The following is a 14,325-nucleotide window of genomic DNA, read 5'->3' as shown; positions in this document are numbered from 1 at the left end:
AGCTATAAGGTAAAAATTGTATAATTATATACCAATGATAATGTTATTGCTATTCCCTCAATTCCTTAACAATCTTTCTCCCCAATAATCTGCAACTTTGCACTTAAATCAGCGTTTAATCAGATTATGCAGTTGTATTGTAATTCACTTACGCAGTATAGCAGACTCCAAACAAAGGAAGTAAATATAGGCGGTTTGCTGCTCGGCAATTTCCATCCCGTGCGCGTACAAACAATGACTACTACCGATACGATGGATACCCTTGCCACGGTAGAGCAAAGTATCCGTTGTATAGAAGCCGGTGCCGAACTGGTGCGCATTACCGCACCCAGCAAAAAAGAAGCAGAAAACTTATTAAATATAAAAAATGAATTACGCCGCCGTGGCTATACTACGCCGCTCGTAGCCGACATTCACTTTACACCTAATGCCGCCGAAATAGCGGCACGCATTGTAGAAAAAGTACGCATCAATCCCGGCAATTATATTGATAAAAAGAAGTTTGAACTGATTGAATATACCGATGCAGATTATGCCGAAGAAATAGATCGCATTCGTGCGCGTTTTACCCCACTCATTAATATTTGCAGGCAATACGGTACCGCGATGCGCATTGGCACTAATCATGGTAGTTTAAGCGATAGAATCATGAGTCGCTATGGCGATACGCCGATGGGCATGGTAGAAAGTGCGATGGAGTTTTTACGCATTGCCCGCGATGAAAGCTATCACAATATTGTGCTGAGTATGAAAGCCAGCAATCCGCAGGTGATGGTGCAGGCTTACCGCTTGCTCATTCAGCAAATGGATGCGGAGTTTGGCGAATGTTACCCGTTGCACCTCGGCGTTACGGAAGCCGGTGATGGGGAGGACGGACGTGTAAAAAGTGCTGCTGGTATTGGTACTTTAATGGAAGATGGTATTGGCGATACCATTCGCGTAAGCCTTACAGAAGATCCCGAGTTTGAAATACCGGTGTGTAAGGATTTGGTGAAAAGATATTTTGGGGAAGGTTACGAAGGGCATGAAACAAGAAGCAAGGAGAAAGCAAGTGACAAGGTGCAAGAAAAAATTAATGCAAGCCTGTCAACTGTCAACAATCAACTGTCATCTGAAAACCCACCACTCACCACCCACTACTCACTTCCCCAATATTCTCCCTTCTCCTACACCCGCCGCGAAACATTTGCAGTAGATAATATTGGCGGGCATCAGGTGCCGGTGGTGATTGCCGATTTAAGTAAGATAGAAAACATTACGCCGCAGCATTTGCAGCGTGTTGGCTATACATACGATGTTATATCGGATAAATGGAACATCAGCGATGCGGCTGCCGATTATATTTTTACCGGACATCAATTATTAAGCTTTGCTTTACCCGGCACTTTGAAAGTAATTGTGTACCCGGCTACCTGGTTGCAGGCGGAAGACAAAATAAAATATTTCCCTATTTATCAGGATAGTGGCTTTGCGCAGGCAACAATGGTAAGCGACCACATCAACTTTGTGATGATTGATTGTTGTAGTGATAAATCTGGCTTAGATAATTTTACTTACTTAGATGTTGTTGCCAACAAGCCCAATGTAGTGCTTTGCTTAAGCAGTAATGCTAAACACGCGATGCTCAATGTACGCCGTATGTTTATAGAACTGCAAAACCGCAATATTCGCAATCCTGCAATCTTAATTTGCGATAGTTATTGGCAAACTGCCGATGAACATCTCATTCATTATGCTGCGGAATGTGGTGCTTTATTATTAGATGGTTTTGGCGATGGACTGTGCCTCGGCATGACGCAGGAAAGCTATCAGCAATCGCAAAGTATGAATGCCAGCGGGCGCAATTACCTCAACAATGCTACCGTTGAACAATTCATTAATAACACTGCTTTCAACATCTTACAGGCTACGCGTACGCGCATTTCCAAAACCGAATATATTTCCTGTCCTTCCTGCGGTCGTACCCTGTTTGATTTACAGGAAACAACTGCTAAAATCCGCGCCGTTACCAACCATCTAAAAGGGGTGAAAATTGCCATTATGGGGTGTATTGTAAATGGCCCCGGCGAAATGGCAGACGCTGACTTTGGTTATGTGGGCAGTGGTGTAGGTAAAATTACCTTGTACCGCGGCAAAGAAGTGGTTAAACGCAATGTAGATAGTGCCATTGCCGTGGATGAATTGATTAATTTACTGAAGGAAAGTGAAGTATGGATAGAGCCGCAGGCGGCAACACAGCAAGCAATGCTGGTATAGTTGTATTGCAGCCGGAGAAAACAGATAAATTTTGTGCGGGTATGTGTTTGTTGAACCGCAGAGTAATGCTCAGAGCAAATGGTTCCGGATTTTTTGAAGGTCCGGAATCTTTTGTTTATTTCTTAATCCAATGCATTCCTTCATTCCAAAATTCCGGTTAAGTCCATCAGGTTACTCAGCAAAAGCAATCAGGAAACGTCATTGTCCATAATTACTACTCCGCCCAACTCATTACATAATTTTCATTCTCTATTCCCAATGCCTGTTGCGTAAGCATCAGCGGGTGAAATGTATCTATCATCACTGCTAATTCTTTAGTTTCTTTAGCACCAATACTTTTCTCTACTGTGCCGGGGTGCGGGCCATGCGGAATGCCTGCGGGATGCAGCGTTATCATACCTCGTGTTACATTTTTACGGCTCATAAAATCACCATCCACATAATACAATACCTCATCGCTGTCTATGTTGCTGTGGTTATATGGTGCAGGAATAGATTGTGGATGATAATCGAATAATCTTGGAACAAAACTGCACACCACAAAATTGTTGGCTTCAAACGTTTGATGCACTGGCGGCGGCTGGTGCACGCGACCGGTAATAGGTTCAAAATCGTGTATGCTAAAGGCAAACGGATAGCAGCAGCCATCCCAGCCCACAACGTCAAACGGGTGGTGTGCATAGTGCAAGCCGTAAAGCACACCTTTCTTTTTTGTTTTAATAATAAAATCACCCTTTTCATCAATAGTTTGCAGGTTTTGCGGCGTGCGTATATCGCGCTCACAATAAGGCGAATGTTCCAGTAATTGGCCGTATTTACTCAGGTATTTTTTAGGAAAACGGATAGGCGAAAAAGACTCTACAATAAATAGCCTGTTATCGCTGCTATCAAAATAAATCTGATAAATAGTGCCGCGCGGAATAATCAAATAATCGCCATAACTAAACGGCAGTTCGCCATACTGCGTCAACAGTTTTCCACTGCCTTCATGTATAAAAATCAGTTCGTCGGCATCCGCATTTTTATAAAAATAATCCTGCATACTTTCCTGCGGTGCAGCAAGACTGATGTGGCAATCATTATTCACCAACACCGGCATGCGGCTTTGCAGATAATCTTTTTCCGGTTGTATTTTAAAACCTTCAAAGCTGCGGTGTTTCAGCATTTTTTCTTCCGCAATGGCAGGCGCCGCACTTACCGGTTCATCCGTTTTGATGATCTGTGTTGGCGGATGCGCATGGTATAGCAAAGAATAGTCATTGCTGAATCCTTCGGTAGAGAATAACTGTTCGGAATATAAAGTGCCATCCGGCTTACGAAACTGCGTGTGCCGCTTATGCGGAATAGAACCAAGAGAAGTATAGTGAGCCATAATAATATACGATTTACGATGCATGATATGCGGTGTGATGAACGGAATTACGGATAATCATATATTGGTAATGCAATACGTTCCTTAAATTTTTGAATTCTCTGCTAAGGTAAGCAGAAGTGGAAAGTAATTTGTAATAAAAACTAACAGTTGTTATTTTTTTAGATAATTTTTTTAATTTTGTTGAACGATGCAGCCCGATTATCCACATAAAATATTCAACGACCATTGCAACTCCTACGTCTGCCTCATGGAAGCACTGGCAATAGATAACAGTTGTTGTAAACGGTAAACGTGTGAGTGGTTAATTGTGAGTTCGAATTACGCTCACTATTCACTTCGCATGTTATCATTTCATTTTCGGTTTCACCACTCACTACCAACTACTCCTGCTCACAACATTCATCACACATCTTAAATAGTACATTATTATGTTTCCCGATATTCAAACTCCGCAAAAAACAAAACGGCAAAACAAAACCGTTGATTTCCTGCCGTTGCAAGGTACCGATTATGTAGAGTTTTATGTAGGCAACGCCAGGCAAGCCGCCCATTTTTACAAAACTGCTTTTGGTTTTCAGAGCCTCGCGTATGCCGGCCCGGAAACCGGCGTGAAAGACAAAGCAAGCTATGTAGTAAGGCAGAACAAGCTTACGTTTGTTTTTACTACGTCTTTGCACAACAACAGCGAGATAGCAGCACATATACAAAAGCATGGTGATGGTGTAAAACACCTCGCCTTGCGTGTGGAGGATGCCGCAGATGCGTGGCATCAAACCACCATACGCGGCGGCGAATCGTACCTGGAACCTTTTACACTGCACGACGAATTTGGTGAAGTAGTAATGAGCGGCATTCATACTTATGGCGATACGGTGCACCTTTTTATTGAGCGGAAAAATTATCATGGTGCTTTTATGCCTGGCTACCAACCCTGGAAAAGTGCTTACAATCCACCGGAAACCGGATTGCTATACGTTGATCATTGTGTAGGCAATGTAGGCTGGAACCAGATGAACCATTGGGTGCAGTTTTACGAAGAAGTAATGGGCTTCCGCAATATTCTCACCTTTGATGATAAAGATATTTCTACCGAATATTCGGCCCTGATGAGTAAGGTAATGAGCAATGGTAATGGTTATGTAAAGTTTCCTATTAATGAGCCGGCGGAAGGCAAAAAGAAATCGCAGGTAGAAGAATACCTGGAGTTTTATAATGGCGAAGGCGTACAACATGTAGCCTTAGCTACACACGATATTGTGAAAACAGTAACTGCCTTGCAAAGCCGCGGTGTGGAGTTTTTAAAAGTACCTTCCAGTTATTACGATGATTTGGCAGAACGGGTGGGACATATTGATGAAGATCTGCAGCCGTTGAAGGATTTGGGGATATTAGTGGACCGGGATGATGAAGGATATTTATTGCAAATCTTTAGCAAGCCGGTAGAAGACCGCCCGACTTTATTCTTTGAGATTATTCAGCGCAAAGGCGCAAAAAGCTTTGGCAAAGGCAATTTTAAAGCTTTGTTTGAAGCTATTGAAAGAGAGCAGGCATTAAGAGGAAATTTGTAGCAATAAAGGAGTAACTTCATTGAAATAAATTTATAAATCACTTTAAAATAAGTTACTTATTCTCTTCTCCCCGGAGAAGGGTTAGGGATGAGGTCTTATGAAATTAGTATCTTACTTACACAACGACAATGAGCAGCTTGCTTTTTTAGTAAATGGCTTACTATACGATTGCGATTTGATGCACCCCGAACTGCCGGCAACTATGGGTATGTTGCTCAATTTTTGGGATGATTTATTTCCTCAAATGCAGCAAACCGAAGAAGCTATCAGGCTTGATAATTTAGGTGAAGGAAATGGTGTTGACATCAATGAAGTAAAACTGTTATCGCCCGTTCCTTTTCCTCCTTCGTGCCGCGATGCGTATGCTTTCCGTCAGCATGTGGCTGCTGCCCGCCGCAATCGCAAGGTGCCTATGATTCCCGAATTTGACCAATATCCGGTATTTTATTTTACCAATCACAACAGCATACAGGGCGCCGGTGACATTCAATGTATGCCCGACCACTTTCACAAGCTGGACTTCGAACTGGAAGCAGCGATTATTATTTGTAAAACCGGCAGAAATATTAAAGCCGGAGAAGCGGATGAATATATTGCCGGCATCATGATTATGAACGATATGAGCGCCCGCACCTTGCAGATGGAAGAAATGAAATTGAATCTTGGCCCTGCCAAAGGCAAAGACTTTGCAACGGCAGTAGGGCCATGCCTGGTTACATTAGATGAATTGGAACAATATGAAGTACCTGCCAAAGAAGGTCATACAGGTGAAAGCTGGAACTTACAAATGACGTGCAAAGTAAACGGTGAGCAGGTAAGCCAAGGTAACCTCAGCGATATGGACTGGACATTTGCTGAAATCATTGAAAGAGCCAGCTATGGCGTAACGCTTCATGCGGGCGACATCATTGGCAGCGGCACGGTTGGTACAGGTTGTTTTTTGGAGTTGAATGGAACGGGTAAATTAACTAACCCGGATTATGAGGAGCAATGGTTGAAAGAAGGTGATGAGATTGAAATGGAGATAGAAGGAGTAGGGGTGTTGAAGAATAAGGTTGTGAGGGAAGAAAGTGATTTTTCTATTCTGGAGAAGAAGAGAGCTTTCATCGCGGAGAACGGAAGTAGATAGAGTTTACACAGAGATTGATTATTTTACAAAGAGGTACCCTTAGGTAAGGCATACGAGATTGATTTATTAGTAGAAGAAGAGATTATTATAGAAAATAAATCCTGCGAAGCCATTTTGCCCGTTTTTACAGCGCAGTTAATTACTTATTTAAAACTATATAATAAGCGATTAGGTTATCCGATAAAATTTCAACGTGCCATTGTTAAAGGATGGCTTTAAAAGAGTTGTACATAAATTTTAAAAACAAAAAATGAAGAACACTAGTAGATATATAGCAGCTCAAATTCCTCAATAAATAAACTCTGCGAAAACTCTATCTACTTCCGTTCTCCGCGGTGAAAATCTGGTGAAAACATGCATATCAACCTGAACGATATCACCACACAGCAGGCGCACCACTTTTTACAATATGCCATTGCACCACGCCCCATTGCATTTGTAAGCAGTATAGATGCTAATGGCAGTGTAAACTTATCGCCATTCTCCTTTTTCAACTTATTCTCCACCAATCCGCCTATTGTTATTTTTTCACCATCCCGGCGGGTACGCAACAACACTACCAAGCACACACTGGAGAACGTAAAAGAAGTACCCGAAGTAGTCATTAACATAGTTACCTGCTATATAGTGCAGCAGGTATCCTTAGCCAGCTGCGAGTATCCAAAAGGAACGGACGAATTTATTAAAGCCGGTTTTACCAAAGAAAAAGCAACGCTGGTGCGACCGCCAATGGTAAAAGAAAGTCAGGTAAAAATGGAGTGTAAAGTATTGGAGATAAAGCCCGTGGGCAACGAAGGCGGCGCTGGCAACTTAGTGATTTGCGAAGTGCTGTGTATGCATATGGATGACAGCATTTTAAATAAGGAAGGCACCATGATTGACCAAACCAAACTCCACCATGTGGCACGGCTTGGTGGCGACTGGTATTGTAAAGTAACGGAGCAAAACCTATTTAAAGTAGCCAAGCCCAGTACAAAATTGGGCATCGGGTTCGATAACTTGCCGCTTTCCGTTTTGCATAGCAACATACTCACCGGCAATCATCTGGCACAACTTGCCAATGTGGAAGCAATACCCGAACCTGATGCATCTTTCAACAATGTAGCCCTCCTTTTCATTCTAAAAGAGTATAAAAATAATGTAATAAAAATGAACCATGAATTGCATCTGCTGGCTGCCAGACTACTAAACAATGGGTTGGTGGAAGACGCCTGGCAGGTGTTATTAAGAGAAGTGTCCCCAACCCCCGAAGAGGAGCTTTTAAATACATATACAATGGCAACAGCCTTTTCTGAAGAAAGAGACCTGGCAGACCCTCTTCAAGGGCTGGGGACCGATAACCACAAAATAGTCTAACGATGCAACATAATAAACCTACAGTACAGGATTATAGTACTTATACACCAGAAGATTTTTATGTATGGCAATTGCTGTACGAGCGCCAGTTGCCTTTTGTGCAAGCCAGTGCAAGTGAATTATATTTAGCTGCTTTGGATAAAATTGGCTTTAACGCGGCTGAAATTCCGCACTTTGAAGAAACTACCAAACGGCTGCAACATCACACCGGCTGGCAACTGACCGTTGTACCCGAACTGGTGCCGCAGAAGGAATTTTTTGAAATGCTTACCAGGAAAACCTTTCCGGCTACTTGTTGGTTGCGCGCACTGGAAGAGTTGGATTACATAGAAGAACCGGATATGTTTCATGATGTATTTGGACATGTGCCGCTGTTGGTGAATAGTGCGTATGCCGGGTTTATGCAAAACTTTGGCAAGCTGGCAATGAAGTGGATAGACACGCCCGAAGCGATACCTGTTTTAGCACGTGTGTACTGGTTTACGATTGAGTTTGGTTTGTTGCACGAAAATGGCAAAAACAAAATCTTTGGTGCAGGTATTATTTCTTCTATCGGCGAAACGCAGCATGTGTTTAAAGACGAATCCCAAAAAGTGCCATTCAACATCCGGCAAATGCTCACTACCGAATACCGCATTGATACGTTGCAACCAACATATTTTGTAATAGATTCTTTTGAGCAATTGTGCAATGCTATTCCAGACATAGATAAGCAATTAGAACAGATTTTTTCAACACAACTAATACACTAAATTATATGTGGCAGGAAAAAGATAACGCTTTGCATCAAAGCTTTACATTCAAAGATTTTTCAGAAGCATTTGCTTTTATGACGCGTGTAGCCCTGCTGGCAGAAAAGATGAACCACCATCCCAACTGGAGCAACGTGTGGAATAAAGTAGAAATAATGCTTAATACACATGATGCTGGTGATACCATCACCGATAAAGACCGGCAACTGGCAAAAGCTATTGATGAATTGGTGAAAGCATAATGTTTAATAGGTATGCAGTACTACAGGCCATCCGTTCACATACCGTAGTGGTTCTATGCAAAGCACCCTTTTTATATAATGATCTTCGCTGGTTTTGCTTTTATTTGCCGGGATAGCATGATAAGCAATCCACCGGTTGCCTTTGTTATCTGCAACAATAGAATTGTGCCCCGGCGCCAGCCATGTACTGTCTTTCTCCAGAATAACGCTGCTGCCTTTACCGTTTGCCTCACCTAACCGCTCAAATGGTCCAAATGCGTTAGTTGCTCTTGCTACCATTACGGCGTAGTTTGCCTTGCTGCCGCAGCAGTTATCGCCCGAATAATACAAATAATATTTTCCTTTATACACATCTATCCAGCCACCTTCAATCAGGTTGGTATAGTTATTTTCTGTGTGCGGAAAAACAACAGCCACAGCCGTGCTGCCCGGTTTAAAGGCAGTCCAGTTGTTGGTTAATTCCTGCACCTGTATAGGCTGAAAACCAGAACCCCAATACAATAGCTTTTTGCCCGTAGCGGGATCAATCATCGCCATAGGATCAATATCTTTAAAACCTTTACCTACAATCAGCGGCGAATCTTTTGGTACAAAAGGACCTTCGGGATTATCTGCAAAGGCAACACCTATGCCTTTGTCTGTTGTGGTATCATTACTTTTTGCACAAAAGAATAGAACATATTTGTGCAATGTAGTATCGTACAGTACATGTGGCGCCCAAAAGTCTTGTGTACGGTTTGCCCATGCAGGTTTGTTTGGCAAGGCATCACCAATATAGGTCCAGTTAAACAGGTCTTTAGAAGAAGCTAATTGTATGTTTACCATTTTTCCGTTGTGTTCCGATTGGGTAGCATAAGCATAAAAAGTACTATTAACATTGATAACTGTCGGATCGGGAAAATCAATATCCAAAACAGGGTTGTGGTGAATAACTGATTGCTGCGGAGTAGATTGCCGGCTGCAACTTATATTAGCTGCCAACAGCAATACATACAGTACAAAAAAGGTGAGTGTATTTTTTATAAACATATTAATGCGAAGGTTTATCAGCATTGGAAAAATTAAAACAATCAATTATTTCTCAAACAGGCAGGATGTATTCCGAATTGGCGAACAGTAGCCCCGGCATAAGCGTTGGGGCAATACGTTATGACCAGCGAATAGTTGATTGCACGCGGTAAATACCTGAACTTTCTTATACCTCTCGAAGCATTATTTCAAATAGCACAGACCTGTTTATTTGTTTACTTCAGCAACTGCATTACAAAAGTCAGCATGGAAAATGTATAAAAAATTTTTTGTTAAAGGAAAAATATGCTTTTTTTGTGCAAACGATTGTATCAATCAATAACCGGTGAAAGTAACCATACAAGACTTAGCTGCTCAACTCCACTTAACGACTGCAACCGTGTCGCGGGCATTGAATAACCATCCCCGTATAAGTGATAGTACCAAGAAAGCTGTAGTTGAACTGGCAGAAAAAATGAATTACCGCCGTAACCGGATTGCTTCCTCTCTGCGTTCGGGAAAAACGCATACAATCGGGGTGATTATCCCCAGCGCAGAAATTAATTTTTTTGGCTCGGTCGTGCATGGTATAGAGAGTATAGCCAACACAAATGGCTATAACATCTTATTGTACCAGTCCAATGAATCAACAGAATACGAGCAAAAAGCCATTGAAACTTTTATAGATGTGCGGGTAGATGGTGTGCTGGCATCTATTGCAAAGGAAACAACTGATATAACCCATTATCTGGAACTTAAAAGCAAAGGGATACCACTTGTGTTTTTCGACCGTAGCAAGGACATGGTGAACATACCATCGGTGGTAGTGGACGACTTTAAAGGTGGATATATGGCTACCCAACATCTGCTGCAGCAGGGTTACAGGCGAATTGCACATATTACCGGACAGCTTCATCTCAAAATTTTTAATGACCGGTTAAATGGATATAAATCTGCTTTACATGCAGCGGGAATAGAGGTTGATGAGTCTTTGATATATTACGGTAATGTTTCTATTGAGGCTGGTAAAGAAGCAATCAATTATTTCTTTGGCATGGCAGAACCGCCGGATGGCATTTTTGCAGTGGAAGATTTTACAGCGTTAGGAGTTATTAAAGCTGCCAAGGAAAAAGGTATCAGCATACCCGAGCAATTAGGTGTGATTGGATTTGCCAACGAATCGTTTGATGAACATATAACGCCTAGCTTGTCGTCTATGGATCAACAAACTGTTTTGATGGGAAGAGAAGCCTTTAAATTATTGCTTGAATTAATCTATGAAAAAGAAGAAGTTCAATTGAAAAAAGTAAATGTGGTGCTGGAGCCCATTGCACGCTTCAGGCAATCATCTATGAGACAGATGATCGTAAATAAATTATAATACACCTTTTTTTTAAGGTTCTGTGCAATCGTTTGTACAGCAGTTGTTTGCCTATGACAAAGAAATTATCTATAACCATTTTTATTGCTGCGCTTGCAGGTGTGCTGTTGTTCAATAGCTGGAAAGCTACTGGTATAGATACCAGCATTACCTCTGTAGCGCGGCCAAGCAGGGCTGCTACCAACCAGTTTTATGTAAGCAACAAAGCGCCGTTAGCACCTTCCGGCTTTATAAAATTGCCGTTAGGAAGCATACAACCCGAAGGTTGGATAAAACAATATTTGCTACTGCAAAAAAATGGGTTAACCGGGCATTTGGGCGAAATAAGCGCCTGGCTCGATAAGCACAACAATGCCTGGTACAGCGGCAATGGTACCGGTGACCATGGCTGGGAAGAAGTGCCGTATTGGTTGAAAGGTTATGGCAATTTAGGCTATATCCTGCATGATACAGCTATTATTAATGAAACAAAACGATGGCTCGACAAAGTATTTGAAAGCCAGCAATCCAACGGATATTTTGGACCGGCAGTAATAGAAAACGAACACCAGGATAATAAAGGAAAAACACCCGACTTATGGCCCAATATGATTATGCTCTGGTGCATGCAATCGTATTACGAATACAGCGGTGACAGCCGTGTGATTCCCTTTATGACAAACTATTTTAAATGGGAAAATAAGGTGCCTGAAGACCAGTTACTGAAGATATATTGGGAAAACAGTCGCGGCGGTGACAACCTGTACAGTATTTACTGGCTGTACAACCGTACCGGTGAACAATGGCTGCTTGACCTGGCTAAAAAAATACACCATAACACTGCAAACTGGACGCAGCAAAATAATTTGCCTAACTGGCACAATGTAAACATAGCACAAAGCTTTCGCGAACCGGCTACCTATTACCTGCAAACAAAAGACAGCTTTTTTCTTAATGCTACTTACAACGATTTTAACCTGGTAAGAAAACTGTATGGGCAAGTGCCCGGCGGTATGTTTGGTGCCGATGAAAACGCACGTGCCGGCTATATCGATCCGCGGCAGGCAGTGGAAACCTGCGGCATGGTAGAGCAAATGGCAAGCGATGAATTGCTGGCCGGCTTTACCGGCGATCCTTTTTGGGCAGAGAACTGCGAAGATGTGGCTTTCAACACCTATCCTGCAGCGGTAATGCCCGATTTTAAAGGACTACGTTATCTCACTGCACCTAATATGGTGGTAAGCGATAGCAAAGACCACAGCCCCGGCCTTCAAAACGGTGGTCCTTTTTTAGTGATGAATCCTTTCAGCAGCCGTTGCTGCCAGCACAACCATGCACAAGGCTGGCCGTACTATGCCGAGCACTTGTTTATGGCAACACCCGACAACGGACTGGTGGCAATGCTATACAACGCCTGCACCGTAACCGCCAAAGCCGGCAATGGCAATGAGGTAAAGCTTAAAGAAGAAACGCATTACCCTTTTGATGAAAAAATAAAAATCAGTGTATTATCCGATAAGGCTACTAATTTTCCCCTGTACCTGCGCATTCCTTCGTGGTGCAATGAAGCAAAGCTGTATATCAACGGCAAATTGCAAACTAATGTAAACACGCCCGGCACATATACCCGCATCGAAAGAACATGGAACAAGAATGATGTAGTAGAACTGCAATTGCCCATGCACATCAGTGTAAAAGAGTGGACTGATAATAAAAACAGCGTAAGCGTGAATTATGGGCCATTAACCTACTCGCTTAAAATAAAAGAAGACTACATAAAAATGGACAGCAAGGCTTCTGCTATTGGTGACAGCAAATGGCAGGCTGGTGCCGATGCCAGTAAATGGCCTTCCTACGAAATTCATCCCGGTAGCAAATGGAATTATGGATTGATATTAAATAAAGATAACGCTGCCTCTTTTACTGTTGTAAAGAAAGCCTGGCCGGCTAATGATTTCCCTTTTACGCAGCAGGCTGTTCCTATCGAAATAAAAGCAAAAGGCAAGGAATTACCACAATGGACAATAGATAAATATGGCTTGTGCGATACGCTGCCGCAAAGTCCGGTAGCTGTAAACACACCTGCCGAAAACATTACTTTAATACCTATGGGCGCAGCCCGGTTGCGTATCTCGGCTTTCCCGGTAGTAGCAAAGTAAAATAGGTTATAATTTTTATTTTATATAAAAACACAATAGCAATAAATAAATGAAGAAAATCCTGTTAAGTGCGCTGCTGATTGCTGCATTGAATAGTGCTTTTGCGCAGCAACTCCGGCCGGTATGGGCAAAAGATCAAGCGAATGAGTGGTACAGTCAACGGGACTGGCTGCGCGGTGCCGATTTTATTCCCAGCACAGCTATCAACCAACTCGAGATGTGGCAGGCCGAAACCTTTGATACAGCTACCATTGACCGTGAACTGGGCTATGCCGAATCTATTGGCTTGAACTGTATGCGTGTGTTTTTGCACCACGTAGCCTGGCAGCAAGATCCGCAGGGTTTTAAAGACAGGGTAAATAAATACCTAAGCATTGCCAATGATCATCACATCATCACCATGTTTGTGTTTTTTGATGATTGCTGGAATCCTACTTACCATGCTGGCAAACAGCCTGCGCCCAAACCCGGTATTCACAATTCGGGCTGGATAAGAGATCCGGGGCAGTTGTATTACGATGAGCCAAAGCTGGTAGATACACTGGAGCGGTATGTAAAAGATATAATGACCACTTTTAAAGACGACAAGCGCATTTTGCTGTGGGATTTATATAATGAGCCGGGCAATACCGGTCATGGCAGTAAAAGCCTGCCGCTGCTAACAAAGGCATTTACCTGGGGTCGCCAGGTGAATCCTTCGCAACCATTAAGTGCAGGCATCTGGAATAAGGATTTGCAGGAATTGAATACTTATCAGTTAGCCAATTCAGATGTGATTACGTACCATGACTATAATCCAGTGGATGTACATCAGCATACGATAGATACGCTGCAGAAATATGGACGTCCGCTGCTGTGTACCGAGTATATGGCACGTCCGCGCAACAGCACTTTTGCAACCGTGATGCCTATGCTGAAGAAAAACTTTGTAGCAGCTATCAACTGGGGATTGGTAGAAGGTAAAACGAATACTAAATATGCCTGGGATACACCCATGCCAAACGGAGACGATCCGAAAGTGTGGTTTCACGAGATATTCCGTAAGGATGGTTCGCCGTACAATCCCGAAGAAACTACTTTAATAAAAGCGCTTACCAGCAATCCATAATCAACCATTAAT

Annotated in this window: 12 protein-coding genes; 10 read left to right on the top strand and 2 right to left on the bottom strand. The window is 42.6% G+C overall.

Annotated features, from left to right (window positions below):
* Nucleotides 1–126 precede the first annotated feature (126 nt).
* Nucleotides 127–2,256: a (E)-4-hydroxy-3-methylbut-2-enyl-diphosphate synthase gene (gene ispG / locus FC093_RS05695; RefSeq protein WP_137260785.1), complete on the top strand. Its 2,130-nt coding sequence runs from the start codon at nt 127–129 to the stop codon at nt 2,254–2,256.
* Between the two features lie 214 nt (nt 2,257–2,470).
* Here ispG and FC093_RS05690 read toward each other — a convergent pair whose 3' ends face one another.
* The gene (locus tag FC093_RS05690) at nt 2,471–3,628 is read right to left on the bottom strand and encodes a homogentisate 1,2-dioxygenase (protein ID WP_137260784.1); all 1,158 of its coding nucleotides are present in this window, start codon (nt 3,626–3,628) and stop codon (nt 2,471–2,473) included.
* A gap of 431 nt (nt 3,629–4,059) precedes the next feature.
* Here FC093_RS05690 and hppD point away from each other — a divergent pair, with 431 nt between their 5' ends.
* The 6 genes from hppD to FC093_RS05660 all read left to right on the top strand — a co-directional run bounded on the left by hppD (nt 4,060) and on the right by FC093_RS05660 (nt 8,678).
* Nucleotides 4,060–5,199 (top strand): 4-hydroxyphenylpyruvate dioxygenase, encoded by a 1,140-nt coding sequence (gene hppD / locus FC093_RS05685; RefSeq protein WP_137260783.1) that lies wholly within the window; start codon nt 4,060–4,062, stop codon nt 5,197–5,199.
* Between the two features lie 97 nt (nt 5,200–5,296).
* A complete protein-coding gene (locus FC093_RS05680; RefSeq protein ID WP_137260782.1) occupies nt 5,297–6,328 on the top strand; it encodes a fumarylacetoacetate hydrolase family protein in 1,032 nt (343 codons plus the stop codon).
* Nucleotides 6,329–6,385: 57 nt separating this feature from the next.
* The gene (locus FC093_RS24560) at nt 6,386–6,547 is read left to right on the top strand and encodes a GxxExxY protein (protein ID WP_206106525.1); all 162 of its coding nucleotides are present in this window, start codon (nt 6,386–6,388) and stop codon (nt 6,545–6,547) included.
* Nucleotides 6,548–6,682: 135 nt separating this feature from the next.
* Entirely contained in the window at nt 6,683–7,684 is a 1,002-nt protein-coding gene (locus FC093_RS05670; RefSeq protein WP_137260781.1) for a flavin reductase family protein, read from the top strand.
* Between the two features lie 2 nt (nt 7,685–7,686).
* Nucleotides 7,687–8,436, top strand: a complete 750-nt coding sequence (locus tag FC093_RS05665) for a phenylalanine 4-monooxygenase (RefSeq protein ID WP_137260780.1) — start codon at nt 7,687–7,689, stop codon at nt 8,434–8,436.
* 5 nt (nt 8,437–8,441) lie between these two features.
* Entirely contained in the window at nt 8,442–8,678 is a 237-nt protein-coding gene (locus FC093_RS05660) for a 4a-hydroxytetrahydrobiopterin dehydratase (protein ID WP_137260779.1), read from the top strand.
* A 3-nt stretch (nt 8,679–8,681) separates the two neighbouring features.
* Here the strand turns inward: FC093_RS05660 and FC093_RS05655 are convergent, their stop codons facing one another.
* Entirely contained in the window at nt 8,682–9,707 is a 1,026-nt protein-coding gene (locus FC093_RS05655; RefSeq protein WP_170971007.1) for a glycoside hydrolase family 43 protein, read from the bottom strand.
* A 325-nt stretch (nt 9,708–10,032) separates the two neighbouring features.
* On the opposite strand from FC093_RS05655, the gene FC093_RS05650 reads away from it, so the two are divergent.
* Genes FC093_RS05650 through FC093_RS05640 form a run of 3 tightly spaced genes read left to right on the top strand, consistent with a single transcriptional unit; the run spans nt 10,033 to nt 14,313 of the window.
* A complete protein-coding gene (locus FC093_RS05650) occupies nt 10,033–11,067 on the top strand; it encodes a LacI family DNA-binding transcriptional regulator (protein WP_137260777.1) in 1,035 nt (344 codons plus the stop codon).
* A 53-nt stretch (nt 11,068–11,120) separates the two neighbouring features.
* Nucleotides 11,121–13,205: a beta-L-arabinofuranosidase domain-containing protein gene (locus FC093_RS05645; RefSeq protein WP_137260776.1), complete on the top strand. Its 2,085-nt coding sequence runs from the start codon at nt 11,121–11,123 to the stop codon at nt 13,203–13,205.
* 49 nt (nt 13,206–13,254) lie between these two features.
* Nucleotides 13,255–14,313 carry a cellulase family glycosylhydrolase gene (locus tag FC093_RS05640; protein WP_137260775.1) on the top strand — a complete coding sequence of 353 codons (1,059 nt, stop codon included), beginning with the start codon at nt 13,255–13,257 and terminating at the stop codon, nt 14,311–14,313.
* Nucleotides 14,314–14,325 lie beyond the last annotated feature (12 nt).

Source organism: Ilyomonas limi (assembly GCF_005233845.1).
GTDB lineage: Bacteria > Bacteroidota > Bacteroidia > Chitinophagales > Chitinophagaceae > Ilyomonas > Ilyomonas limi.
Note: the sequence above shows the minus strand (reverse complement) of the source record. Positions and strands in the feature narration are given on the sequence as shown.

Excerpts from the sequence above, each read along its gene's own strand:
- FC093_RS05645 (WP_137260776.1), top strand. The coding sequence starts at position 11,121 with ATGACAAAGAAATTATCTATAACCATTTTTATTGCTGCGCTTGCAGGT.
- FC093_RS05670 (WP_137260781.1), top strand. The coding sequence starts at position 6,683 with ATGCATATCAACCTGAACGATATCACCACACAGCAGGCGCACCACTTT.
- FC093_RS05655 (WP_170971007.1), bottom strand. The coding sequence starts at position 9,707 with ATGTTTATAAAAAATACACTCACCTTTTTTGTACTGTATGTATTGCTG.
- FC093_RS05660 (WP_137260779.1), top strand. The coding sequence starts at position 8,442 with ATGTGGCAGGAAAAAGATAACGCTTTGCATCAAAGCTTTACATTCAAA.
- FC093_RS05680 (WP_137260782.1), top strand. The coding sequence starts at position 5,297 with ATGAAATTAGTATCTTACTTACACAACGACAATGAGCAGCTTGCTTTT.
- FC093_RS05690 (WP_137260784.1), bottom strand. The coding sequence starts at position 3,628 with ATGGCTCACTATACTTCTCTTGGTTCTATTCCGCATAAGCGGCACACG.
- hppD (WP_137260783.1), top strand. The coding sequence starts at position 4,060 with ATGTTTCCCGATATTCAAACTCCGCAAAAAACAAAACGGCAAAACAAA.
- FC093_RS05640 (WP_137260775.1), top strand. The coding sequence starts at position 13,255 with ATGAAGAAAATCCTGTTAAGTGCGCTGCTGATTGCTGCATTGAATAGT.
- ispG (WP_137260785.1), top strand. The coding sequence starts at position 127 with ATGCAGTTGTATTGTAATTCACTTACGCAGTATAGCAGACTCCAAACA.
- FC093_RS05665 (WP_137260780.1), top strand. The coding sequence starts at position 7,687 with ATGCAACATAATAAACCTACAGTACAGGATTATAGTACTTATACACCA.